Annotated in this window: 27 protein-coding genes and 1 other annotated feature; of the genes, 18 read left to right on the top strand and 9 right to left on the bottom strand. The window is 54.4% G+C overall.

Translation table 11 applies throughout. From position 1 onward, the window contains the following. Window positions 1–11: 11 nt before the first annotated feature. The 4 genes from oppC to ROR01S_RS19605 are packed head-to-tail and all read left to right on the top strand — an operon-like array spanning window position 12 to window position 3,826. A complete protein-coding gene (gene oppC / locus ROR01S_RS19620; RefSeq protein ID WP_015584100.1) occupies window positions 12–920 on the top strand; it encodes an oligopeptide ABC transporter permease OppC in 909 nt (302 codons plus the stop codon). An 11-nt stretch (window positions 921–931) separates the two neighbouring features. Further along, window positions 932–1,945 (top strand): ABC transporter ATP-binding protein, encoded by a 1,014-nt coding sequence (locus tag ROR01S_RS19615; protein ID WP_004863400.1) that lies wholly within the window; start codon window positions 932–934, stop codon window positions 1,943–1,945. Then, window positions 1,942–2,946: a murein tripeptide/oligopeptide ABC transporter ATP-binding protein OppF gene (gene oppF, locus ROR01S_RS19610; RefSeq protein WP_064359813.1), complete on the top strand. Its 1,005-nt coding sequence runs from the start codon at window positions 1,942–1,944 to the stop codon at window positions 2,944–2,946. The genes ROR01S_RS19615 and oppF overlap by 4 nt, the downstream gene beginning before the upstream one ends. Window positions 2,947–2,992: 46 nt before the next feature. After that, on the top strand, window positions 2,993–3,826 hold the full coding sequence (locus ROR01S_RS19605; protein ID WP_004863394.1) for an ion transporter: 834 nt from the start codon (window positions 2,993–2,995) through the stop codon (window positions 3,824–3,826). 75 nt (window positions 3,827–3,901) lie between these two features. Here the strand turns inward: ROR01S_RS19605 and ROR01S_RS19600 are convergent, their stop codons facing one another. Continuing rightward, window positions 3,902–4,231, bottom strand: a complete 330-nt coding sequence (locus tag ROR01S_RS19600; protein ID WP_004863389.1) for an HI1450 family dsDNA-mimic protein — start codon at window positions 4,229–4,231, stop codon at window positions 3,902–3,904. A 34-nt stretch (window positions 4,232–4,265) separates the two neighbouring features. Continuing rightward, complete coding sequence (gene cls, locus ROR01S_RS19595; protein ID WP_004863387.1) at window positions 4,266–5,726, bottom strand: cardiolipin synthase; 1,461 nt, start codon at window positions 5,724–5,726, stop codon at window positions 4,266–4,268. 144 nt (window positions 5,727–5,870) lie between these two features. Between cls and ROR01S_RS27150 the strand changes: the two genes are divergently transcribed. Continuing rightward, complete coding sequence (locus ROR01S_RS27150; RefSeq protein WP_004863385.1) at window positions 5,871–6,044, top strand: YciY family protein; 174 nt, start codon at window positions 5,871–5,873, stop codon at window positions 6,042–6,044. A gap of 50 nt (window positions 6,045–6,094) precedes the next feature. Here the strand turns inward: ROR01S_RS27150 and ROR01S_RS19590 are convergent, their stop codons facing one another. After that, window positions 6,095–6,391: a YciI family protein gene (locus tag ROR01S_RS19590; protein WP_004863379.1), complete on the bottom strand. Its 297-nt coding sequence runs from the start codon at window positions 6,389–6,391 to the stop codon at window positions 6,095–6,097. 210 nt (window positions 6,392–6,601) lie between these two features. On the opposite strand from ROR01S_RS19590, the gene tonB reads away from it, so the two are divergent. After that, entirely contained in the window at window positions 6,602–7,339 is a 738-nt protein-coding gene (tonB, locus tag ROR01S_RS19585; RefSeq protein ID WP_004863377.1) for a TonB system transport protein TonB, read from the top strand. 20 nt (window positions 7,340–7,359) lie between these two features. Here the strand turns inward: tonB and ROR01S_RS19580 are convergent, their stop codons facing one another. From ROR01S_RS19580 to pfkB, 3 genes are all read right to left on the bottom strand, one after another. Continuing rightward, window positions 7,360–8,232 (bottom strand): fructosamine kinase family protein, encoded by an 873-nt coding sequence (locus ROR01S_RS19580; protein WP_004863375.1) that lies wholly within the window; start codon window positions 8,230–8,232, stop codon window positions 7,360–7,362. 105 nt (window positions 8,233–8,337) lie between these two features. After that, window positions 8,338–8,622, bottom strand: a complete 285-nt coding sequence (gene ghoS / locus ROR01S_RS19575; RefSeq protein WP_004863372.1) for a type V toxin-antitoxin system endoribonuclease antitoxin GhoS — start codon at window positions 8,620–8,622, stop codon at window positions 8,338–8,340. A gap of 89 nt (window positions 8,623–8,711) precedes the next feature. Then, entirely contained in the window at window positions 8,712–9,644 is a 933-nt protein-coding gene (gene pfkB, locus ROR01S_RS19570) for a 6-phosphofructokinase II (RefSeq protein ID WP_004863368.1), read from the bottom strand. 419 nt (window positions 9,645–10,063) lie between these two features. Here pfkB and ROR01S_RS19565 point away from each other — a divergent pair, with 419 nt between their 5' ends. From ROR01S_RS19565 to ihfA, 10 genes are all read left to right on the top strand, one after another. Beyond that, on the top strand, window positions 10,064–10,822 hold the full coding sequence (locus tag ROR01S_RS19565) for a DUF481 domain-containing protein (RefSeq protein ID WP_004863367.1): 759 nt from the start codon (window positions 10,064–10,066) through the stop codon (window positions 10,820–10,822). Window positions 10,823–11,092: 270 nt separating this feature from the next. Continuing rightward, entirely contained in the window at window positions 11,093–11,326 is a 234-nt protein-coding gene (locus tag ROR01S_RS19560; protein ID WP_015584102.1) for a YdgH/BhsA/McbA family protein, read from the top strand. 453 nt (window positions 11,327–11,779) lie between these two features. Further along, window positions 11,780–13,708 carry a threonine--tRNA ligase gene (thrS, locus tag ROR01S_RS19555; protein ID WP_015584103.1) on the top strand — a complete coding sequence of 643 codons (1,929 nt, stop codon included), beginning with the start codon at window positions 11,780–11,782 and terminating at the stop codon, window positions 13,706–13,708. Between the two features lie 3 nt (window positions 13,709–13,711). Next, entirely contained in the window at window positions 13,712–14,254 is a 543-nt protein-coding gene (gene infC, locus ROR01S_RS19550) for a translation initiation factor IF-3 (RefSeq protein ID WP_049267827.1), read from the top strand. A 96-nt stretch (window positions 14,255–14,350) separates the two neighbouring features. Beyond that, complete coding sequence (gene rpmI / locus ROR01S_RS19545; RefSeq protein WP_001124225.1) at window positions 14,351–14,548, top strand: 50S ribosomal protein L35; 198 nt, start codon at window positions 14,351–14,353, stop codon at window positions 14,546–14,548. Window positions 14,549–14,599: 51 nt separating this feature from the next. Further along, window positions 14,600–14,956 (top strand): 50S ribosomal protein L20, encoded by a 357-nt coding sequence (gene rplT / locus ROR01S_RS19540; RefSeq protein WP_004102963.1) that lies wholly within the window; start codon window positions 14,600–14,602, stop codon window positions 14,954–14,956. A 118-nt stretch (window positions 14,957–15,074) separates the two neighbouring features. Beyond that, window positions 15,075–15,200, top strand: a sequence feature (Phe leader region). Then, window positions 15,080–15,124 (top strand): pheST operon leader peptide PheM, encoded by a 45-nt coding sequence (gene pheM, locus ROR01S_RS27145; protein WP_001386830.1) that lies wholly within the window; start codon window positions 15,080–15,082, stop codon window positions 15,122–15,124. Its footprint overlaps the feature before it by 45 nt. 174 nt (window positions 15,201–15,374) lie before the next feature. After that, entirely contained in the window at window positions 15,375–16,358 is a 984-nt protein-coding gene (gene pheS / locus ROR01S_RS19535) for a phenylalanine--tRNA ligase subunit alpha (protein ID WP_004863355.1), read from the top strand. A 15-nt stretch (window positions 16,359–16,373) separates the two neighbouring features. Then, window positions 16,374–18,761: a phenylalanine--tRNA ligase subunit beta gene (pheT, locus tag ROR01S_RS19530; protein ID WP_004863353.1), complete on the top strand. Its 2,388-nt coding sequence runs from the start codon at window positions 16,374–16,376 to the stop codon at window positions 18,759–18,761. A gap of 4 nt (window positions 18,762–18,765) precedes the next feature. After that, window positions 18,766–19,065 carry an integration host factor subunit alpha gene (ihfA, locus tag ROR01S_RS19525; RefSeq protein WP_004102960.1) on the top strand — a complete coding sequence of 100 codons (300 nt, stop codon included), beginning with the start codon at window positions 18,766–18,768 and terminating at the stop codon, window positions 19,063–19,065. A gap of 53 nt (window positions 19,066–19,118) precedes the next feature. On the opposite strand, the gene ROR01S_RS19520 is transcribed toward ihfA, so the two are convergent. Genes ROR01S_RS19520 through admX form a run of 3 tightly spaced genes read right to left on the bottom strand, consistent with a single transcriptional unit; the run spans window position 19,119 to window position 21,687 of the window. Further along, the gene (locus ROR01S_RS19520) at window positions 19,119–19,472 is read right to left on the bottom strand and encodes a RidA family protein (protein WP_004863350.1); all 354 of its coding nucleotides are present in this window, start codon (window positions 19,470–19,472) and stop codon (window positions 19,119–19,121) included. Continuing rightward, a complete protein-coding gene (locus ROR01S_RS19515; RefSeq protein ID WP_227699808.1) occupies window positions 19,469–20,749 on the bottom strand; it encodes a D-amino acid dehydrogenase in 1,281 nt (426 codons plus the stop codon). The genes ROR01S_RS19520 and ROR01S_RS19515 overlap by 4 nt, the downstream gene beginning before the upstream one ends. A gap of 14 nt (window positions 20,750–20,763) precedes the next feature. Further along, window positions 20,764–21,687, bottom strand: coding sequence for an HTH-type transcriptional regulator AdmX (gene admX / locus ROR01S_RS19510; protein ID WP_004863346.1), 924 nt, complete (start codon window positions 21,685–21,687; stop codon window positions 20,764–20,766). Window positions 21,688–21,965: 278 nt separating this feature from the next. On the opposite strand from admX, the gene ROR01S_RS19505 reads away from it, so the two are divergent. Together ROR01S_RS19505 and btuC are read left to right on the top strand one after the other, a co-directional pair. Next, complete coding sequence (locus ROR01S_RS19505) at window positions 21,966–23,399, top strand: hypothetical protein (protein ID WP_064359811.1); 1,434 nt, start codon at window positions 21,966–21,968, stop codon at window positions 23,397–23,399. A 152-nt stretch (window positions 23,400–23,551) separates the two neighbouring features. Further along, window positions 23,552–24,538 carry a vitamin B12 ABC transporter permease BtuC gene (gene btuC, locus ROR01S_RS19500; protein WP_064359817.1) on the top strand — a complete coding sequence of 329 codons (987 nt, stop codon included), beginning with the start codon at window positions 23,552–23,554 and terminating at the stop codon, window positions 24,536–24,538. The last annotated feature ends 48 nt before the right edge of the window (window positions 24,539–24,586 follow it).

Below are 24,586 nucleotides of genomic sequence, written 5' to 3'. Positions count from 1 at the left end.
TGGAGTTCGCCATGATGTTAAGTAAGAAAAGCAACGAGGCGTTGGAAAACTTCAGTGAAAAGCTGGAAGTCGAAGGACGTAGTTTATGGCAGGACGCCCGCCGTCGCTTTATGCATAACCGTGCCGCTGTTGCCAGCCTGATTGTGCTGGTGATTATCGCGCTGTTCGTGACTATTGCGCCGATGGTTTCGCAGTTCTCCTACTTCGATACCGACTGGGGCATGATGTCCAGTGCGCCGGACATGACGTCCGGCCACTATTTTGGTACTGACTCTTCCGGCCGCGACCTGCTGGTGCGTGTCGCTATCGGCGGGCGTATCTCGCTGATGGTCGGGGTGGCTGCGGCGCTGGTGGCGGTGGTTCTTGGGACACTCTACGGTTCACTTTCCGGCTACCTGGGCGGCAAAGTCGACTCCGTGATGATGCGTCTGCTGGAGATCCTCAACTCCTTCCCGTTCATGTTCTTCGTTATCCTGCTCGTCACCTTCTTTGGCCAGAACATCCTGCTGATTTTCGTTGCCATCGGTATGGTCTCCTGGCTGGATATGGCGCGTATTGTTCGCGGCCAGACGCTGAGCCTGAAGCGCAAAGAGTTTATCGAAGCGGCGCAGGTCGGCGGCGTCTCAACATTCAGTATTGTGGTTCGGCATATCGTGCCTAACGTACTGGGCGTGGTGGTGGTGTACGCCTCTCTGCTGGTGCCGAGCATGATCCTGTTTGAATCCTTCTTAAGCTTCCTTGGCCTGGGGACTCAGGAACCCCTGAGCAGCTGGGGTGCACTGCTCAGCGATGGTGCGAACTCTATGGAAGTGTCGCCGTGGCTGCTGCTGTTTCCAGCGGGGTTCCTGGTGATTACGCTGTTCTGTTTTAACTTTATCGGCGATGGCCTGCGTGATGCCCTCGACCCGAAAGATCGCTAAGGAGCGCCGTCATGAGCACAATTGAAACGGCAAAAGCGCCGCAGGCACAGCAACAATCCGGCCTGCTGCTGGATGTCAAAGATCTCCGCGTCACGTTCAAAACGCCGGATGGCGATGTCACGGCGGTGAACGACCTCAATTTTAACCTGCGTGCCGGGGAAACGCTGGGTATCGTCGGCGAATCGGGTTCCGGTAAGTCGCAAACCGCGTTTGCTTTGATGGGCCTGTTGGCCTCCAACGGTCAGATTGGCGGGTCGGCTCTGTTTAACGGCCGCCAGATTCTCAATCTGCCGGAGCGCGATCTGAATAAGCTTCGCGCCGAACAAATTTCAATGATATTCCAGGACCCGATGACCTCCCTGAACCCGTATATGCGGGTGGGTGAACAGCTGATGGAAGTCCTGATGCTGCATAAAGGTCTGGGAAAAGCCGAAGCCTTTGAAGAGTCGGTGAAGATGCTGGATGCGGTTAAAATGCCGGAAGCGCGTAAGCGCATGAAAATGTATCCTCACGAATTCTCCGGCGGGATGCGCCAGCGCGTGATGATTGCGATGGCGCTGCTGTGCCGGCCTAAACTGCTGATTGCCGATGAGCCGACAACCGCACTGGATGTCACGGTTCAGGCGCAAATCATGACCCTGTTGAATGAGCTTAAGCGCGAGTTCAATACGGCGATCATTATGATTACCCACGATCTTGGGGTCGTCGCCGGGATCTGCGACAAAGTGCTGGTGATGTATGCCGGGCGAACCATGGAATACGGCATGGCGCGGGATGTCTTTTATCATCCTTCGCATCCGTACTCGATAGGCTTGCTGAACGCGGTTCCGCGTCTGGACGCCGAGGGCGAGTCGCTGTTGACCATCCCGGGTAATCCGCCAAACCTGCTGCGTCTGCCGAAAGGCTGCCCGTTCCAGCCGCGTTGCCCGCACGCGATGGAGATTTGTCATAGTGCTCCACCTCTGGAGGAGTTTGCACCGGGCCGCCTGCGCGCCTGCTTTCAACCGGTAGGGGATCTGCTATGAACGCCGTTACGGAACAAAGAAAAGTCCTGCTCGAAATTGCCGATCTGAAAGTCCACTTTGATATTAAAGATGGCAAGCAGTGGTTCTGGCAGCCGGCCAAAACGCTGAAAGCGGTGGATGGCGTCACGCTGCGTCTCTACGAGGGCGAAACGCTGGGCGTGGTCGGGGAATCCGGCTGCGGCAAATCGACTTTTGCCCGGGCGATTATTGGTCTGGTGAAGGCGACCGACGGCAAAGTCGCCTGGCTTGGCAAAGATCTGTTAGGCATGAAGCAGGAAGAGTGGCGCGATGTTCGCAGCGATATCCAGATGATTTTCCAGGATCCGCTGGCTTCGCTCAATCCGCGTATGACTATCGGCGAAATTATTGCCGAGCCACTGCGCACCTATCATCCAAAAATGTCGCGTCAGGAAGTGCGTGACCGCGTGAAAGCGATGATGATGAAAGTGGGTCTGCTGCCGAACCTGATTAACCGCTATCCGCACGAGTTTTCCGGCGGCCAGTGCCAGCGTATCGGTATCGCCCGTGCGCTGATCCTTGAGCCGAAGCTGATCATCTGCGATGAGCCGGTCTCGGCGCTGGACGTATCGATTCAGGCGCAGGTCGTTAACCTGCTGCAGCAGCTGCAGCGCGAAATGGGGCTGTCGCTGATCTTTATCGCTCACGATCTGGCGGTGGTGAAGCATATTTCCGATCGCGTTCTGGTGATGTATCTGGGCCATGCGGTGGAGCTGGGCACTTATGATGAGGTGTACCATAATCCGCTGCACCCCTATACCAAAGCGCTGATGTCCGCGGTGCCGATTCCAGACCCGGATCTGGAAAAGAACAAAACCATACAGCTGCTGGAAGGGGAGCTGCCGTCGCCGATTAACCCGCCGTCGGGGTGCGTTTTCCGTACGCGTTGTCCCATCGCCGGGCCAGAATGTGCGATAACGCGGCCGGTGCTGGAGGGGAGTTTCCGACATGCGGTTTCCTGCCTGAAGGTAGACCCGTTATAATCTCTGGGGCTGACGTAGGTCAGCCCTTTTTTTTGCGAGGTTAAACGTGGCTGTTCATTTTCACGCCGCTCGCCAGCGGCTGTATCATCTACTCTTCGATCAAACCCGTCGTTCCGGACGACGATTTGAAGGTCTGTGCGGTATTTTTGCGCTCTTGAGCGTGCTGGTGATTTTTATTGAGTCCGGTCTTGGCACGCAATATCACCTGACGTTTGATGAATGGCATGTTTTTGTCTGGCTGGAGCTGTTTGTCACCGCTGTTTTTACCCTCGAATATTTCCTGCGTATTATCAGCTGGCCGAAACCCCTCAGCTATATTTTCAGCTTTTGGGGGGTGATAGATTTAGCCACCATCCTGCCGCTCTATGTGATGTGGATGTGGCCGGAGATGGGGCTTAATTATGTCTTTGCGTGGCGGGCGATGCGGGCGATTCGCTGCCTGCGTATTCTTAAACTGCTGCGCTTTATGCCGTCATTGAATATTTTCTGGGCGGCTATCGTCAGCGCCCGCCATCAGCTGATCCTCTTTTATTCCTTTATTGCCATCGTGATGGTTATCTTTGGATCGCTGATGTACCTGATTGAAGGGCCGCAATATGGGTTTACCACCTTAAATGCGTCGGTCTACTGGGCGATTGTGACCATTACGACGGTCGGGTATGGCGATATTACGCCGCATACGCCGATTGGCAGAATTCTGGCCTCGGTTCTGATCTTAATCGGTTATTCCATTATCGCCATTCCGACCGGACTTATCACCACGCATATGACCAGCGCATTACAACATCGCCGCGCGCGCGCGTGTCCAAACTGTCAGCACGCCGCTCATGATAAAAATGCGCGTTTTTGCAACGCCTGCGGCAGTGAATTAGCGGAATAGTCAGGGAACAAAAATAAAACGGCAGGCGGTGTGGTGACCGTCTGCCGTTTTTTTGTGGTTCAGTATGGGGGACGCTTATTCACGCCACAGAATATGGCACAGCTTATGGTCTTTTTCGCGGCACAGCAGAATGCGCGCAAAGATATCGTTAATTTCGCCGCCATCGGTATCGGCAAGACCAATCACGACTTCGGCGAAAAAGTCCGGGTTGAGGTCATAATCGACATGCTCTTCCCAGTCCGGCGCAGGGTCAAACAGCTCGGCGCCGCCGCGTTCTTCAAACTGCAGGTTAAACAGAATGACATCCGCCGGATCGAGGTTGTCGACAGCCAGCTCCAGGAAGATGTCATAAGCTTGTTCAAGCGTTTCGTCTTCGGTCAGGCGATTGTTTAAATCCATATCCATGATTGCTACCCGTTAAACATCTGATTGGCACGTTTTACAGCAACGGACTGAAGAAGTAAAACAGTCGCTCGGTGATCCGCTGCCAGAGCGGTCGTTTTAACCACAACCGGGCGTCCAGCAGGCGCGAACGGGAAATATAATCGTCCTGAACGGCCGCCAGATCGCCGCCGAATCCGACGTCGTCAATGACCAGCGTGATTTCGAAATTCAGCCACAGGCTGCGCATATCGAGATTCACGGTACCGACCAGGCTGAGCTCGCCGTCGACCAGTACGCTTTTGGTATGCAGCAGGCCGCCTTCAAACTGATAAATTTTAACCCCGGCCGCCAGCAGCTCGGTAAAGAAGGCCCGACTGGCCCAGCCAACCAGCAGCGAATCATTCTTGCGCGGCAGGATAATGCTGACGTCGACCCCGCGTTGCGCCGCGGTGCAGATCGCATGCAGCAGATCGTCGCTGGGCACGAAGTACGGGGTGGTCATGATCAGATGTTCTTTGGCGGAATAGGCGGCGGTGAGGAGCGCCTGATGAATCAGATCTTCCGGGAATCCGGGGCCAGAGGCAATGGTATGAATCGTGTGTCCGCTGGCTTCTTCAAAGGGCATAATATTGAGGTCCGGCGGCGGCGGTAAAATACGTTTGCCGGTTTCAATCTCCCAGTCGCAGGAGTAGACGATGCCCATCGCCGTGGCGACCGGGCCTTCCATACGCGCCATCAGATCAATCCACTGCCCGACGCCGGAATCCTGTTTAAAGAAGCGCGGGTCGACCATGTTCATACTGCCGGTATAGGCAATATAGTTATCAATCATCACCATTTTGCGGTGCTGGCGCAGATCCATGCGGCGCAGAAAAACACGCATCAGGTTGACCTTCAGCGCTTCGACCACCTCGATGCCGGCGTTCCGCATCATGGCTGCCCACGGGCTGCGGAAAAAGGCGACGCTGCCGGCGGAATCGAGCATCAGGCGGCAGTGAACGCCGCGTCGCGCCGCCGCCATTAAGGATTCCGCGACCTTATCGGCCATGCCGCCCGGTTGCCAGATGTAAAACACCATCTCAATATTGTGCCGCGCCAGCTGGATATCGCGCATCAGCGCCTGCATCACGTCATCAGACTCGGTCAGCAGCTGAAGCTGATTGCCCTTAACGCCGGCGATCCCCTGACGCCGTTCGCAGAGTTTAAACAGCGACTCGGCAACCGGGCTGTTATCCTCGGCAAAAATATGTTTGCAGGCTTTGAGATCGTTAAGCCATTTGGCGGTGGAGGGCCACATCGCCCGGGCCCGTTCCGCACGACGTTTACCCAGATGCAGCTCGCCAAATGAGAGATAGGCGATAATCCCCACTAGCGGAAGAATATAGATAATCAGCAACCACGCCATTGCTGAAGGTACGGCGCGCCGTTTCATCAGAATGCGTAATGTTACACCGGCGATGAGTAACCAGTAACCGAGGATGACCAGCCAGTTCACCACCGTGTAAAAGGTTGTCATAGATGAAAAATCCTTTTGAATAACTCTATGTCATGAGTTTACGCATCAACATCCATCTGGCAAATAAAAACGCAGCGAAAGCGTTGGTCAGCCGGATTCATGGGTTTATAATGTGGTCTGTTTTTCACTTGTAGAGTAGTAGCAATGAAGCGTAGTAGAACGGAAGTAGGGCGCTGGCGCATGCTAAGACAGGTGAGTCGCCGCAAGTCCCGCTGGCTGGAAGCCCAATCGCGCCGCAACATGCGCATCCTCTCCATCAGGAAGGAACTGGTGAAACGACAACGTGGTTCCCTGCTGTTTGTCTTCACTGAGTACTGATATAAAAGGCACCGTTTACGGTGCCTCTGTTATTTTAGCGTCGGACGGTCTCAGAATACTTTCTTATAAGGCTTCACGGAGACGTTCTGGTACACGCCAGCCGCGATGTAAGGGTCATCATTTGCCCATGCTTTGGCGACTTCCAGCGATTCGAACTCCGCAATGACCGTTGAGCCAGTAAACCCGGCGGCGCCAGGCTCATTACTGTCGACGGCAGGCATTGGCCCGGCGGTCAACAGGCGACCTTCATCTTGTAATAGCTGCAAACGTGCCAGGTGGGCGGGACGTACCGACAAGCGCTTTTCCAGAGAATCGGCAATGTCTTCAGCGTAGATAACGTAAAGCACGGCAAGGCTCCTTATCAATAAACAGGCGAATCACGTTAAGTGAATCCGCCGTTGACTGCAATGTAAAGATGCGTACCGACTTAAAATGCCATGCTTCAGACGTTTTTTCCCACAAAACGGGGCAAATTTTGATGCAAGATAACAAGGCTTATTGAATATGATTGCTATTTGCATTTAAAATCGGGGCATCATTTTTCAACAGAAACGACTATGAGCGCAATGACCCTTGATTTACCTCGCCGCTTCCCGTGGCCGACGCTGCTGTCCGTGGCTATCCACGGTGCCGTTGTGGCGGGGTTGCTTTATACCTCGGTACATCAGGTTATTGAACGGCCCTCTCCCTCGCAACCGATCGAAATTACGATGGTTGCGCCGGCAGATCTCGAACCGCCTCAGGCGGCACAGCCGGTAGTGGAACCCGTTGTTGAACCGGAGCCTGAACCGGAAGTGGTGCCGGAGCCGGAGCCACCAAAAGAAGCGCCGGTGGTGATTCACAAGCCCGAACCCAAACCGAAGCCTAAGCCTAAACCGAAGCCGGAGAAGAAGGTTGAGCAACCGAAGCGGGATGTGAAACCGGCGGAAACGCGCGTGGCTTCACCGTTCGAAACGACCAATACGGCGCCAGCACGTACGCAGCCGAACTCCGCACCGGCAACGGCAAAACCGACCCTGACCGCGCCGAGCGGCCCGCGGGCGATAAGCCGCAACCAGCCGGCGTATCCGACACGTGCCCAGGCGCTGCGTATCGAAGGTTCTGTACGCGTCAAGTTTGATGTCACGCCGGATGGGCGAGTGGATAACGTCGAGATTCTCTCCGCGCAGCCCGCCAATATGTTTGAACGCGATGTGAAAAATGCGCTGCGCAAATGGCGCTACGAAGCGGGCAAGCCGGGAACTGGCGTCACCATGACGATCAAATTCCGTCTGAAAGGCGTAGAGATTAGCTAACCGTGTTGTCATCAGGCCCCTTATGGGGCCTTTTCCATTAAGACCGCATCCAGCGCTTTCTGCGCCGTCACCAGATGCTGCCCGCCGAACAAGATCGCCCGGTTTAACAACGTGTAGAGCTGATAAACCGGCTGACGATCAAGGAAACCAGAGGGCAGCGGCGATATCGACTGGTAGCCATCGTAGATCTGCGGCGGCTGTTCAGGGTGCAGCGGCAGCATCGCCAGATCGCACTCTCGGTCTCCCCAGTAACAGGCGGGATCGAAGATATAGGGGCCGTTCGGGCCTAGCGCGCAGTTCCCCGACCACAAATCACCATGCAGCAATGACGGTTGAGGCTGGTGATTGCTCAGGCGCTGCTGCACATTATCGACGATGCTGTCGATATCGCCGAAGCTGAGCCCTTTTTCGGCAGCCAGCTCCAGCTGCCAGCCGATACGCTGTTCGGCAAAGAAAGTCGACCAGCGGCGCTGCCAGGCGTTGGGCTGCGGCGTGGTGGAAAGGTCGTTATCAAAATCCAGACCAAACTGCGGCTGATCGCTCCACTGATGCAGATGTGCAATATGCTGACCGAGTAAGAAGGCGTTGTGCGCGTCCAGCGGGCGAGGGGGCAGATATTCCATTACCAGGAAACTGTAGTCGCGATCGCTGCCAACCGCATAAACCTGCGGAACGCTAACGGTTTTACTCCGTGACAGCAGCTCAAGCTGGTCTGCTTCAGCGGTAAAGATAGGCAGAAGTTCACGCTCATCACATTTAACAAAGTAGTCCCGACCGCCGAAACGTAAATGCCAGGCCGCATGAATTTCACCGCCGGGCAGTTCGTTGCGGAGTTCGATTTCAGCTGCTTCGGAATGCCAGTCGCTTAACAACGTGCTGATAGCTTGCCACATGCTGTCTCTCCCCTTGTTTTCCACCATTTCATAAGGTTAGCCCATAACCCCGGTGTAAAATTCGAACTGACGCACAACTGGCGCGCTCCGTTGCACGAATCGCACTTATTGAGCTTTCAACCACTCAGCAAATGTGGTGACGGTAACGTCGACGGGGCGACCCAGCGCCGTTTCCGCCAATCCGGCGCTAAGCGCTTTGACCTCGTCGGCGCTTTGCGCGGAAATCAGGCCAAAGGTATTGGTACCCAGTTCATGGACCTTGCCGTTTTCATCATTCAGCACAAGAGTAAATCCTGCGCGGGTGAGATGATTACTTAGCTCGTTAATTTCGGTCAGCGTCTCTTCCTGAAAGTTAACCGTGACGACGCGGGTAACAATTTCTGTGCTCATTTTTCACCCTGTTGTAATCCATGGAATTTTCAGCATAGACCATGATGATGATTTGGCGACTCCCTCTGCGCCAGCAGAGGGAAGGAGAACTAGCGACCACACAGGTAAGTGTAGATTTTGTGCGTGTTTTCCAACGAGCACAGACGGGTACCCTGGTTAATGGTGGCGGCGCTACCGGCGGCGACGCCGAAGCGGACCATATCCTCCAGACTGGCATCTTCCGCCAGGCGCAGGGTCATTGCGCCGACCATGCTGTCGCCGGCGCCAACGGTACTTTGGCTTTTCATCGGCGGCGGCACGACCTGTACACTGCCGCTGGCATCAACGCCCAGCGCACCCTGCGGGCCGAGTGAGACCACAACCCGGCGGACCTTACCCGAACGAATCAGCTCCTCCGCCGCGCGTCTAACGTCATCCGGCTGGCTCAGATCGCGCCCCACCAGAGCACTCAGCTCTTTTTGGTTAGGCTTGACGAGCTCAATATTCCCGACATCAAGAGCGGCGGCCAGCGCCTCGCCCGAACTATCAATGATGCAGCGAAGTCCGTGACGCTGTGCGCTTTTGACTAACTGAGTCAGGTTGTCAACGCCGATGCCAGGCGGCAGGCTGCCGCTTACGACCAGCAGTGAGCCGGTCTCGATCGCCAGAACCTTTTCTTCGAGGCGACGGAACTCCTCTTCCGTTAAGGCGGCACCAGGCATCACGAAGCGATATTGTTCGCCGCTGGCGCCTACGTGGACATGCAGATTTTGTCGCGTCCAGTCTTGCGCCTCGACAGGCTCAACCGGGACCTGTTCTGCGGTGAGCAGCGCCGTAAGATGTTCGCCGGTGGCGCCACCGGCCGGGTAAATGGCCGTTGCTTCACCACCGAGAAAGGTGATGGCACGTGCGACGTTGATACCGCCGCCGCCGGGTTCGAAAATCGGTGCGCTGCAGCGGAGTTTTCCTTCGGGGTACATTTGCGGGGTCAGCGTTGCGCTATCGAGTGAGGGAGCCAGCGTTAGCGTATAGATTTTGGTCATCTAATTTCCTCCATGATACGGGTTAAGCTGTTCTGTTTTTAAGCATGGCACTTCTTAGCGGGAAGGGGAAGCCATTGCCGGTCGCGATTTGTAAAGCGCTTTTTATTTTTATCTTTATGAAATAAAGATTGTTCTAAGAGCTGTCTTATTCAAAAAATGAAATAGTAATTGATTGCTATGTTAATCGTGCTTTTTTATAATTCTTTGCCTTTCATTGGACCTGCAAGATACAAAAATCATTCAAGATGCGTCGAGGCGGCGAGGGAAGCCATCCCACGAAAGCACAGTTCATGCTGTGTGGGGGATGTCTTAGTGACGCCAACAAAGAAGTAGCCTGAAGGATGACGCGTATAGCGATCCTTGCGAAAGTTTCCGGGACCAGCTGGGTCTCTCTTTTTGTTGTACGGACTCTAAATTAAATGAAGCTTTTGAAGACAGTACCCGCAGCGGCATTGCTGGCGGGGGGGCTCTTTGCGTCTGCGCACGCATTGGCCGATGATTCCGTTTTTACTGTTATGGATGACCCTTCCACTGCCAAAAAACCTTTCGAAGGTGCGGTTAACGCCGGTTATCTGGCGCAGTCCGGAAATACGAAAAGTTCTTCAATGACCGCGGATTCTACGTTGACCTGGTACGGCGATACGACGGCATGGTCGCTGTGGGGTAATGCCAGCAACACGTCATCCAACGATCAGCGCTCCTCCGAAAAATACGCGGTTGGTGGCCGTAGTCGCTACAACCTGACCGACAGCAACTACGTGTTTGGCCAGGCCAGCTGGTTGACCGATCGCTATAATGGCTATCAACAACGCGACGTTTTAACCGCTGGTTATGGTCGTCAGATCCTGAACGGTCCGGTTCACAGCCTGCGCTTTGAATTTGGTCCGGGCGTGCGCTATGACGAGTATACCGATGGCGATAATGATACTCAGCCGCTGGGCTATGCTTCCGGTACCTGGGCCTGGCAGATGACCGATAACACCAAGTTCACCCAGGGGGTGTCGGTGTTCGGTGCCCAGGACACTACGCTGAACTCGGAAAGTGCGTTGAATGTCGCCATCAATGCGCATTTTGCACTGCGGGTTGCCTACAACCTGACCTGGAACTCCGAGCCGCCGTCATCGGCGCCGAATCATACCGATCGCCGCACGACGCTGTCTCTGGGTTATAAGATGTAATGTATTTCAGGCCGGGAAACCGGCCTGATTGTTTTAAAATTAGCAACCATCGGCATTATTATTTTTGGTCATTCGTTTTATTTTTTATAAAAAGAAAATAACTCCACAATTTCCTCATAATTCATTTTTTCCTGACAACTCTGCAGATAATTTGACACAAATAGCTAAATATTTAGTCGGACAAAAGTGTGATCGGGATCTATACTGTTGACTATCGACGAAGATGAGATCTTTGCCGGACAACCTTCAGTAAATAAGAGAATCACCATCATGAAAAATAGCAAAATCGCAACTGCGGCTGTGATGCTGTGCACCCTGTCTTTTGGCGCATTCGCCGCGAACCCGGTCCCGCAGCCAGGCAACACCGACCATACGCAGGTTGGTATTGCGAAAGCGACCGATGTTGAAGCCGGATCGAATATTGCTCCCGGTTCACAATCAACCGGTCACTCTATGGATGATGCATTTAATGTCCATACTCTTGTTGCCGGCGAGTGGTCCTGATTTTCATCTGTAGATAATATGATGACGTTTCAGGGAATATAAAGCCGGGTAGAGATGTACCGGTTTATTTCCTGAATGGTGGTCAACACTGATTCTTCCACTTTGCTATTTCTTGTCATTACCTATTGTGGCACGAGCTGTTTTTCTTTTTTCGTCCGCCGTCCCGCCACGTTGTTTCTGTGGCTGAATATCCAGCATATGATTCTGTTCCCCTTGTTTTATCCATAACCGCCACCATTTATCTTGTTCTGACTTTTAACACGCACTAATGATGTGTAAACTAAGGGTCGGTGTTATCAGCAGGCGGCTGCAGGTGGGAACGACTCGGTAAACGATCGTCCTCATATTTCGCAGAGTGAAGCGGGAACTGAGCTATAACTTGTTGATAATTATTATTATATTGTTTTGTATGTGCTCTTTCGTGTGGGGCACCACTGCAAATAAGGACATAAAATGCCTGTAATTACGCTTCCTGATGGCAGCCAACGCCATTTTGACCACGCCGTTAGCCCGCTGGATGTTGCTCTGGATATCGGTCCAGGCCTGGCGAAAGCCACGATCGCGGGACGAGTGAATGGTGAGCTGGTCGATGCCAGCGACCTCATCGAAAACGATGCAACCCTCTCCATCATTACTGCAAAAGATGAAGACGGCCTGGAAATCATTCGTCACTCCTGCGCGCATCTGCTCGGTCATGCGATTAAGCAGCTGTGGCCAAACACCAAGATGGCTATCGGCCCGGTTATCGATAACGGCTTCTATTATGACGTCGACCTCGATCATACGCTGACCCAGGAAGATATCGACGCGCTCGAAAAACGTATGCATGAGCTCGCCGAGAAGAATTATGACGTCATCAAGAAGAAAGTCAGCTGGCACGAAGCGCGTGAAACCTTTGTGAAGCGTGGCGAGACTTATAAAGTTTCCATTCTTGATGAAAATATCGCCCATGATGACAAGCCTGGCTTGTATCATCATGAAGAGTACGTCGACATGTGCCGTGGACCGCACGTGCCGAATATGCGTTTTTGTCATCACTTTAAACTGATGAAAACCGCAGGCGCGTACTGGCGCGGCGACAGCAACAACAAGATGTTGCAGCGTATTTACGGTACCGCATGGGCAGATAAAAAAGCGCTTAACGCGCATCTGCTGCGTCTGGAAGAAGCGTCCAAGCGTGACCACCGCAAGATTGGCAAGCAGCTCGACCTGTATCATATGCAGGAAGAGGCGCCGGGTATGGTCTTCTGGCATAACGACGGCTGGACAATCTTCCGCGAGCTGGAAGTGTTCGTTCGCTCCAAGCTGAAAGAGTACCAGTACCAGGAAGTAAAAGGTCCGTTCATGATGGACCGCGTGCTGTGGGAAAAAACCGGGCACTGGGACAACTACAAAGATGCGATGTTCACCACCTCTTCTGAGAACCGTGAATACTGCATCAAGCCGATGAACTGTCCGGGTCACGTGCAGATCTTTAATCAGGGTCTGAAATCGTACCGCGATCTGCCGCTGCGTATGGCGGAGTTCGGTAGCTGCCATCGTAACGAGCCTTCGGGCGCGCTGCATGGTCTGATGCGCGTACGTGGCTTTACTCAGGATGATGCGCACATCTTCTGTACAGAAGAGCAGGTCCGTGAGGAAGTGAACGCCTGTATTCGTATGGTCTACGATATGTACAGCACCTTTGGCTTCGAGAAAATCGTCGTCAAACTCTCAACTCGTCCGGAAAAACGTATCGGAAGCGACGAGACCTGGGATCGTGCTGAGGCGGATCTGGCGGTCGCGCTGGAAGAAAACAATATCCCGTTTGAATATCAACTGGGTGAAGGCGCGTTCTACGGTCCGAAAATTGAATTTACTCTGTATGACTGCCTCGATCGTGCATGGCAGTGCGGAACGGTACAGCTGGACTTCTCTCTGCCGCAGCGTTTAAGCGCTTCTTATGTGGGCGAAAATAACGAGCGTCAGGTACCGGTAATGATTCACCGCGCAATTCTGGGGTCTATGGAGCGCTTCATTGGCATCCTGACCGAAGAGTTTGCCGGCTTCTTCCCAACCTGGCTTGCGCCGGTGCAGGTCGTGGTGATGAATATTACCGATTCTCAGTCTGAATACGTTAACGAATTGACTCGTAAACTACAAAATGCGGGCATTCGGGTAAAAGCGGACTTGAGAAATGAGAAGATTGGCTTTAAAATCCGCGAGCACACTTTACGTCGTGTCCCGTATATGTTGGTCTGTGGCGACAAAGAAGTCGAAGCCGGCAAAGTGGCCGTGCGTACCCGTCGTGGTAAAGACCTCGGCAGCATGGACGTAAATGAAGTGATCGAAAAGCTGCAACAAGAGATTCGCAGCCGCAGTCTTCAACAACTGGAGGAATAAGGTATTAAAGGCGGAAAACGAGTTCAAACGGCGCGTCCGAATCGTATTAATGGCGAAATTCGCGCGCAAGAAGTTCGCTTAACAGGTCTGGAAGGCGAGCAGCTTGGTATTGTGAGTCTGAGAGAAGCTCTGGAAAAAGCTGAAGAAGCCGGAGTAGACTTAGTCGAAATCAGCCCTAACGCCGAGCCGCCGGTTTGTCGTATTATGGATTACGGCAAATTCCTCTATGAAAAGAGCAAGTCTTCTAAGGAACAGAAGAAAAAGCAAAAAGTTATCCAGGTTAAGGAAATCAAATTCCGTCCTGGCACCGATGATGGCGACTACCAGGTAAAACTCCGCAGCCTGGTTCGCTTTCTGGAAGAGGGTGATAAAGCTAAGATCACGCTGCGTTTCCGCGGTCGTGAGATGGCTCACCAGCAGATCGGTATGGAAGTGCTTAACCGCGTCCGTGACGATCTGAGTGAACTGGCAGTGGTCGAATCCTTCCCGTCGAAGATCGAAGGCCGCCAGATGATCATGGTGCTCGCTCCTAAGAAGAAACAGTAAGGCCTTCAAGTAGCAACTCCTGTGGAGCCATCAGGCTTCGCAGGCGTTGTTCGCCTATGTTTCGTTTATTAACAATGCGAAGTGGAAGTTATTAAAATGCCAAAAATTAAGACCGTACGCGGTGCTGCTAAGCGCTTCAAAAAAACCGGTAAAGGTGGTTTTAAGCACAAGCACGCTAACCTGCGTCACATTCTGACTAAAAAAGCTACCAAGCGTAAACGTCACCTGCGTCCGAAAGCCATGGTTTCCAAAGGCGATCTGGGCCTGGTAATCGCGTGCCTGCCGTACGCATAAGTCGTTAACCCTTTTAAACTTTTTAATTAGAATAGATACAGGAGAGCACATATGGCTCGCGTAAAACGTGGTGTAGTTGCCCGTGCACGTCACAAGAAAATTTTGAAACAAGCTAAAGGCTACTACGGTGCGCGTTCTCGCGTATACCGCGTTGCCTTCCAGGCTGTTATCAAAGCTGGTCAGTACGCTTATCGTGACCGTCGTCAGAAAAAGCGTCAGTTCCGTCAACTGTGGATTGCGCGTATCAACGCAGCAGCACGTCAGAACGGTATTTCTTACAGCAAATTCATCAACGGCCTGAAAAAAGCCTCTGTTGAAATCGACCGTAAGATCCTGGCTGACATCGCCGTATTCGACAAATTAGCGTTCACCGCGCTGGTCGAAAAAGCGAAAGCAGCTCTGGCATAAGCCAGTTGAAAGAGGGAGCTTGTCTCCCTCTTTTCGTTTCAACACCATCAATACATTGACTTTTATTGCCGTAAGCTTTTCAATACAGGTCTTACGTTTCGTACCAGACAAGGTAATGCAAGCATGAATGCTGCTATTTTCCGCTTCTTTTTTTACTTTAGCACCTGAACTCAGGAGGCTAGCGCGTGAAAGAAGAAACGGAAAACAGCGCCAGAAAGCCTCCCACTGTGGAGGCTTTTTTCGTATATGAACGTGTTCATTCTATTTCAAGCTGCAGGTGCGCGGGCTGAGTGCGCATCCGGCGACAGCGATTTTTCTGTGCTAAGTGCCATGCGGCCCGACGCCGCCTGTGACTCGAAATAGTCAGAATAAAATAATGATCATAACCGGTGTCTGCACCGACATAATGAGGAAAACCATGTCACATCTCGCAGAGCTGGTTGCCAGTGCGAAGGCAGCCATTAATGAGGCATCAGATGTTGCCGCGCTGGACAACGTCCGCGTGGAATACCTGGGGAAGAAAGGGCATCTGACCCTTCAGATGACAACCCTGCGTGAACTGCCGCCAGAAGAGCGTCCGGCGGCTGGTGCGGTCATCAACGAAGCGAAAGAGCAGGTTCAGCAGGCGCTTAACGCGCGTAAAGCGGATCTGGAAGGCGCAGCGCTGAATGCGCGTCTGGCCGCAGAGACTATCGATGTCTCTCTGCCCGGTCGTCGGATCGAGAACGGCGGGCTGCATCCGGTGACACGCACCATCGACCGTATCGAGCACTTCTTCGGTGAGCTTGGCTTCACCGTCGCGACCGGTCCGGAAATCGAAGATGACTACCACAACTTTGATGCGTTGAACATTCCGGGCCACCACCCGGCCCGTGCCGATCACGATACCTTCTGGTTTGATGCGACGCGTCTGCTGCGTACCCAAACCTCCGGCGTGCAAATTCGTACTATGGAAAACCAGCAGCCGCCGATCCGCATTATTGCGCCGGGCCGCGTTTACCGTAACGACTACGACCAGACCCATACGCCGATGTTCCACCAGATGGAAGGTCTGATTGTTGATACCAATATCAACTTCACCAACCTGAAAGGGACGCTGCATGACTTCCTGAATAACTTCTTCGAGGAAGACCTGCAGATTCGTTTCCGTCCGTCCTACTTCCCGTTTACCGAACCTTCCGCGGAAGTTGACGTTATGGGTAAAAACGGCAAGTGGCTGGAGGTCCTCGGCTGCGGAATGGTGCATCCGAACGTTCTGCGCAACGTTGGCATCGATCCGGAAATCTATTCCGGCTTCGCCTTCGGCATGGGGATGGAGCGTCTGACGATGCTGCGCTACGGCGTGACCGATTTACGCGCGTTCTTCGAAAACGATTTGCGTTTCCTCAAACAGTTTAAATAAGGGCAGGACAGAATAATGAAATTCAGTGAACTGTGGTTACGCGAGTGGGTTAACCCGGCGATCGACAGCGAAGCGCTGGCTAACCAGATCACCATGGCGGGCCTCGAAGTGGACGGCGTTGAGCCGGTAGCCGGTAGCTTCAACGGCGTTGTTGTCGGTGAAGTGGTTGAGTGCGGTCAGCACCCGAATGCCGACAAACTGCGCGTCACGAAAGTTAACGTCGGCGGCGAACGTCTGCTGGACATCGTCTGCGGGGCGCCAAACTGCCGTCAGGGGCTAAAGGTTGCCGTAGCAACCATCGGCGCCGTGCTGCCGGGCGACTTCAAAATTAAGGCCGCGAAGCTGCGCGGTGAACCTTCCGAAGGGATGCTGTGCTCGTTTTCTGAGCTGGGCGTGTCCGACGATCATAGCGGAATTATCGAACTGCCGGCGGATGCGCCGATTGGCACCGATATCCGTGAATATCTGCAGCTGGACGATAACACGATAGAAATCAGCGTCACGCCGAACCGTGCGGACTGCTTAGGTATCATCGGCGTCGCCCGCGATGTGGCCGTTCTGAATAAAGAACCGCTGAACGCACCGGAGATTACCCCCGTTGCCGCCACCATTACCGATACTCTGCCTGTCACCGTTGAAGCGCCGGAGGCCTGTCCTCGCTACCTGGGCCGCGTGGTGAAGGGTATCAATGTTAAAGCGCCAACCCCGCTGTGGATGAAAGAGAAGCTGCGTCGCTGCGGGATTCGCTCCATCGATGCGGTCGTTGACGTCACCAACTACGTGCTGCTCGAGCTGGGTCAACCGATGCATGCGTTCGATTGCGACCGCATTGACGGTGGGATCGTGGTCCGAATGGCGAAAGAGGGTGAGAAACTGGTTCTGCTGGACGGGACCGAAGCCAAACTGGATACCGATACCCTGGTTATTGCCGACCATCACAAAGCGCTGGCTATGGGCGGCATCTTTGGCGGTGAACACTCTGGCGTCAATGACGAAACGCAGAACGTGCTGCTGGAATGCGCATTCTTCAGCCCACTGTCGATCACTGGCCGCGCGCGTCGCCACGGTCTGCACACCGATGCGTCTCATCGCTATGAGCGCGGCGTGGATTCAGCGCTGCAGTATAAAGCGATGGAACGTGCAACCCGCCTGCTGATCGATATCTGCGGCGGCGAAGCGGGCCCGGTTATCGATGCGACCAACGAAGCTGCGTTGCCGAAGGCGGCGACCATTACCCTGCGTCGTAGCAAACTGGATCGTCTGATTGGCCATCATATTGATGATGCGCAGGTGAGCGATATTCTGACTCGCCTGGGCTGTGAGGTGACCGTCGGCGATGGTGAGTGGCAGGCCGTTGCACCGAGCTGGCGCTTCGATATTGCCATCGAAGAGGACCTGGTCGAAGAGGTGGCCCGCGTTTACGGGTATAACAATATTCCGGATCGGCCGGTGCAGGCGGGGCTGATTATGGGCACCCACCGCGAAGCTAATCTGTCGCTGAAACGTGTAAAAACGCTGCTTAACGACAAGGGCTACCAGGAAGTCATCACCTACAGCTTTGTTGACCCGAAAGTGCAGCAGCTGATTCACCCGGGTGAAGAAGCCCTGATTCTGCCGAGCCCTATCTCCAGCGAAATGTCGGCGATGCGTCTGTCGCTGCTGACCGGTCTGCTGGGTACGGTGGTGTACAACCAGAACCGTCAGCAAAGCCGCGTCCGCATTTTTGAAAGCGGTTTGCGCTTTGTTCCGGATACCCAGGCTCCGCTGGGCATTCGTCAGGACGTGATGCTGGCCGGTGTGATTTGCGGCAACCGCTACGAAGAGCACTGGAATCTGGCAAAAGAGACCGTTGATTTCTACGATCTGAAAGGCGATCTGGAGTCCATTCTCGACCTGACCGGCAAATTAGCGGATATCGAATTCCGCGCAGAAGCGAACAGCGCACTGCATCCGGGGCAGTCAGCCGCGATTTATCTGAAAGGTGAACGTATTGGTTTCATTGGGGTTGTTCATCCTGAACTGGAACGTAAACTGGATCTGAACGGCCGGACTTTAGCGTTCGAGCTGGAGTGGAACAAGCTTGCAGACCGCGTGGTGCCTCAGGCGCGCGAGATTTCTCGTTTCCCGGCGAACCGTCGTGATATCGCCGTTGTCGTCGCGGAAAACGTACCTGCAGCCGATGTTTTGACAGAGTGTAAGAAAGTTGGCGTAAATCAGGTAGTTGGCGTAAACTTATTTGACGTGTACCGTGGTAAAGGGGTGGCGGAAGGCAGTAAGAGCCTTGCGATTAGCCTCATCCTGCAGGATACCAGCCGTACACTCGAAGAAGAGGAGATTGCCGCTACCGTTGCCAGATGTGTAGAGGCATTAAAAGAGCGATTCCAGGCATCATTGAGGGATTGAACCTATGGCGCTTACAAAAGCTGAAATGTCAGAATATCTGTTTGATAAGCTTGGGCTTAGCAAGCGGGATGCCAAAGAGCTGGTAGAGTTGTTTTTCGAAGAGGTGCGTCGTGCTCTGGAAAACGGAGAACAGGTAAAACTCTCCGGGTTCGGCAACTTCGATTTGCGGGATAAAAACCAACGCCCGGGTCGTAACCCGAAAACGGGGGAAGATATTCCCATTACAGCCCGGCGTGTGGTGACCTTCAGACCCGGTCAGAAACTTAAAAGCCGTGTCGAAAACGCTTCGCCCAGAGACAAATAATCTGAACTAACTAAAAAGGCCGCTGATGCGGCCTTTTTCTTTTGTGGCGTAAATCAACTTCTTACGGCAGTAACCATCACCTCGACGAGGATATCAGGGCGTGCCATTTCCGCCTGGACGGCCGCGCGTGCCGGGCTGTGACCTTCCGGCATCCAGGCGACCCAGACCTCGTTAAACCCGGCAAAATCACGTGCCATCGTCTTCAGCCACACCTGAGCAGACAGAATATGACGATTATCACTGCCGGCTTCGGCCAGCAGTGCGTCAATTTTTGCTAAAACCTCCCGGGTTTGCTGGCGGATATCGTCATCGCTGCTTGCCGGGGTTTGCCCTGATAAAAAGATCAGATCGCCGTACCCGACGCTGGCGGAAAGGCGGGGCTGCGAATGATGACGTTCTATTTTCATGCTGAGTGTTCCCATGTCAGACCTTCTAAAGAAATGGCGGTACTTGCGCCGTTGAGTAGCGCGCTGAGCACCACCGCGCTGCCGGCGGCCAGAGTAAAGCCGAGGCTACCCTGACCGAGGTTCATCCACAGGTTCTGATACCCGGCACGACCAAGCAGAGGGGGACCCGCGGGGGTTGAAGGGCGCATACCGCACCAGGCCTCTGCATCCTCAACGCCCTGCAACTCAGGGAAGCTGCGGGTGACGATCTTTTTTAGCGCCTGGATACGCTCGGGGCGCAGTTCATCGCCGTCGTAGCCAATATCGACCATGGCGGCAATGCGCAGCCGATCGCCCAGCCGGGCGTAGACCACTTTATGGCCATAATCCGTTACGCTGATATCAGGCGCAATCCCGGGCTTTGTGGGGTAGGGGAGCGTCAGGCTGTAGCCTTTCAGAGCGCACAGCGGCACGCGAATACCGGTACCGGCCAGCAGGGGACCGCTGCCGTTTCCTGCCGCCACGATGTACTCATCGCCGACCATCGTTCCCTGACGGGTATCGACAGAATCAATGCGGGCGCCTTTTTTATTCAGGCGCAGCACCTCACAATCGCTGGTCAGAGTAAAGCTGGCGCTGGCATGCAGCTTCTCCAGCAGCGCCTGGCAGAATTTTTGACAGTCGGCGGTCTCATCGCCGGGCGAATAAATACCGCCCTGCAGCGAAGGGTGAATATATTTCAGCGCCGGTTCAAGTTGAATACACTCGTCGGCATTCAACGCTTGCTGATATTGCGGGCTGATACCTTTGGCGGCTTTATTAAAATCATATGTCCGGCGATGAACGATCAATTTCCCGGAACGCCGCCAGTGAAAGTCGTGCAGATTATCCGCCGTCAGCCACTCCTGCATCACCTGACGGCTGAGCAGCGACAAGCGCAATATATGATCGCCGTTGAGCTTATTCGTCTGGCTATTACAGGCGCGGAGAAACTGCAGCAGCCAGCGCCATTGATCCGCCGACATTTTCAAACGCATATTGAGAGGCGAGTCGGCTTTACCCATCCATTTCATCCCCTGCAGGGGAACGCCACGATCGGCCAGGGGGGCCACATACCGGTAGCTAAGCTGCCCGCCGTTGGCAAAGCTGGTTGCCAGACCTGGCTTCGCCTGACGTTCCAGCAACTGGACCTGATGACCGCTCTTGATTAACTCATAAGCTGTTGCCAGCCCGATAACACCGCCGCCGATAATGACAATGCGCTTTTTCATAACCTGATAAACCCACCGCTGATAAATGCATGGGCTTTATGTCAAAGCATTTGCCTCTGCGGCGCAATTGACTTTTTATTTTCAGGGTATAACTCCAGGTTAATCTCCTGCAGCTGCTGGCGGAGCCGGGTGCAGAGAAAATCGACAAACTTCTGGCTGATCGGGCTGAGTGAAACGTCTGCCCGACGCAGTAAACACAGGGTGATCATCATCGGCGGCGCGATCGGATGAATCATCGCCGGCGCCAGGTTATGCCGGGCGGAAAAAATATCGGTAATGCTGCATCCCATGCCGCGTTTCACAAATTCGGTGGCCATGTAGTAGGTCTGCACGTTCAGACGGGTGGTCGAAAAATCGCGGCGGGTCGCAATGGCCGCGGAGAGGGAGTGTGGTCCTGGCGAGATCCACCGCTGCTGGTCAATCTCCTCAATCGCCACTTCTCCCTGGCGATAGTCGCGGTCAATGTATACCAGCGGGACCTCAGCGATAGCGGTGCTGGTGATCTCCCCTTGCTGGACGGGCTGTAGCGTCAGGGCCAGATCGATCTCGCGCAGATCCAGTTTTTTGACCAATGTCTCAGTGTGTTCGGTGGTGAGTGTCATCACCAGATTGGCATTTTGTTGATAGAAATCGGTGACCAGTTCCGGGACCAGACTCAACCCAAGGCTCGGCAGACAACCGAGGCTCATTTTGGCCCGGGGGTCGCGGGCCAGGTTATCGGCGAGCAGGCGGAGGTTATCCAGATCCTGATAAATATTCTGAGCTTTTTCAAACAGCATCAGCGCTTCGCTACTGGGCAGCAGTTTACCGCGTACCCGCTGAAAAAGTTTAAAACCGAGCTTCTGCTCGGCGTTTTTTAGCGCTTTGCTGGCGGCGGGTTGAGAGATATTGAGCGATTCCGCTGCTCGGGAAAGCGTGCCGCAAGTCATCACGGCGTGGAAGATTTCCAGGTGACGCAGTTTCATGAGGAGTTAACTCAGGGTTATAGAGGCCAGATAAAAAGTCATTTTCCAATAACATTAAGTTAACATAAATTTAATCCGCAATCAGCGAGCTGTTTACTTATCGCGCTGACTGCGCCGCCTTCCGGCGGATAATCCGATTCTCAGAACAATACCTGTTGTCCCTACATACACCCTCAGGCAACCAAGCCAACACATTATAACGAGGGGGATATTTTCTGAGCAGGCCCGAATACACCGCGTCCCAATAGCGGCCGGTTTTATTGGCATCAAGGAGTTATATGAGTGACTCAACGCTCTCTGGCAACCCGCTAGCCAGACAGAATATCACCAGAAAAAATATTATTATTGGCCTGTTATTAGGGCTGTTTTTAGCGACGGCATTTTGGTGCCATGGACACCCCGCAGACGAACTCGGCTTGCTGAGTTTTACACCGCTTGTCGCCCTCGCCATCCTCTCGCTCGTCGGGGTAGATATTGTGCTGGCGGTGATCTCATCCATTATTATTGCGATGATTATGACCTCGACCAGCTTGCCTGAAATGGGAACAATGCTGGCAAAATCGACCGGCTCTTTTATTGCCACCGTCGGGTTAATCATTATGCTCGGTGCCGGTGTCGGAGAAGTGGCGACTCGTACCGGCGCCGCGGTGGAGCTGGTGAAATTTGTGGTTCATCGTATCGGGCTGTCGAGTCAGACCCGGGTTAAACTGGGTATTGTCATTTCGTCGATTCTCATCTGCGGCTCCCTGGGGACCATGGCCGGGGGAAATGCGATCATCGTGGCGGTAATTATTCCGGTTGCCGCGGCGGTCAGACTGACGCCGCCGACGGTGGCCGCGCTGATGATGACCGCCGGCTCCATCGGACTTTTTACCGGGCCGTTTACGCCGAGTACCGTGACGATTCTCAAGCTCGGCGGCCTCAGCTATCCGGACTATTTGCTGTATGTCGGGTTGCCAATGAGTGCGGTGACTCTGCTGGCCGGCTGGGTGATGGCGGGGCGCATTCAGAAGATGACCGAAGGGAAGCTGCGGTATGAGGTCGACCTGTCTGAAAAAACGCAGGAGCAAGCCAGTGCCGCCGTTTCAAGGCGCAAAAAGCTCAGCGCGCTGGCGTTTGCGGCAACGATTATCGTGATGGCGGTGGTTGGGGTAGTGATAAAAGCCGGCTTTAGCTTCGCGATTATTGTGATGCTGCTGGTGGCGTTGATCACCGGACTGGTCGGCGGCCTACGGCCCACGCAGATTTTACAGGCGCTGTATCACGGCTGCGGCCGTCTGGTGTGGATGTTTATCCTCTACTGGCTCTATAACCCGATTCTTGAACTGATGGATGGGCTCCATGCCTATCAGGGGCTGCTGGACTACACCCAGCCGCTGTTGGAAGGGATCTCCCCGGCCTGGCTGTGCTTTTGTATTTTCGCCTTCAATATCATTGGCCATGTTCCCGGCGCGGCGGTGGCGCAGATGACCTTTACCCACAAGATTTTTGGCCCGATGTTGATGGCTGCCGGCGTCCCGCCGCAGGGAACCACTGCGGTTCTGCTGGCTTCATCGCAGGTGGACTGGTTTGGCCCGTTCCCCTCTTCGGACATGTTCGGGCAGATGGGGCTGGCGCAGTCGACCCATCTCAAGTACATGCTCTATAACGGCTGGGCTATCGTGATTGCTAACATTATTCTCTTCGCTCTGCTGTTTCAGGTGCTGGTGTAAGAGACCTTTCTGCTCAGCGCGGCGGGGCCGATGTCCCGCCGTTGTGGCCATTGGATCATCAGGTTATCTCTTCCCCTGCGGGAGGTTTTGCTTTTCTCACCTCTATCGCCACCGTAAAATCAACGGCATCTCTTTCTGGCATGACGGAAATTATGCTGACCTTTGTCCAAACTCAACAGCGCCGCAGCCGGCGCTGGCTTATTGCACTCCTGCTGCTGCTGCTCGCCATGTTGACCGTCAGTCTCTGCGCCGGAGACCAGTGGATTGGTCCGCAGGAGTGGTTCAGCGCCAAAGGGCAGCTGTTTATCTGGCAGATTCGTCTGCCGCGGACGTTGGCCGTTCTGCTGGTGGGCGCCGCGCTGGCACTCTCCGGGGCGATCATGCAGGCATTATTCGAAAACCCGCTGGCGGAACCGGGGCTGCTGGGCGTTTCTAACGGCGCTGGCGTGGGGTTAATTGCTGCGGTGTTGCTGGGCAAAGGCTATCTGCCGGGATGGGTGCTGGGGCTGTGCGCGATTGCCGGTGCGCTGGTGATTACTTTTATTCTGCTGCGTTTTGCCCGGCGGCATCTGTCAACCAGTCGTCTGCTGCTGGCGGGCGTCGCGCTCGGCATTATCTGTAGCGCGTTGATGACCTGGGCGGTCTATTTCTCCACCTCTTTCGATTTGCGTCAACTCATGTACTGGATGATGGGCGGGTTTGGCGGCGTGGACTGGCAGCAGCTGTGGCTGATGCTGGCGCTGTTGCCGGTACTTATCTGGGCGTGTCTGCAATCACAGCCGCTGAATCTCCTGGCGCTGGGAGAGGTGTCCGCTCGTCAGCTGGGGCTGCCTCTCTGGCTATGGCGCAGGCTGCTGGTGGTGGCGACAGGCTGGCTGGTTGGCGTGAGCGTGGCGCTGGCTGGGGCAATTGGATTTATTGGGCTGGTGATACCGCATATTCTTCGCCTGTGCGGCTTGAGCGATCATCGGGTGCTGCTTCCGGCCTGCGTGCTTGCCGGCGCCAGTGCGCTGCTCGGCGCCGATATCATTGCCCGCCTGGCGCTGTCGGCGGCGGAATTACCGATCGGCGTGGTCACCGCGACGCTGGGCGCGCCGGTCTTCATCTGGCTACTGCTGAAATCCGTGCATTCGCAATAAGCGGTGGGCTGGCGCAGCCATGATCGCTGCGCCAGGGGCGGGACGCTG

This window comes from Klebsiella ornithinolytica NBRC 105727 = ATCC 31898 (assembly GCF_001598295.1).
GTDB lineage: Bacteria > Pseudomonadota > Gammaproteobacteria > Enterobacterales > Enterobacteriaceae > Klebsiella > Klebsiella ornithinolytica.
This window is presented reverse-complemented; position numbering and strand designations above follow the sequence as displayed.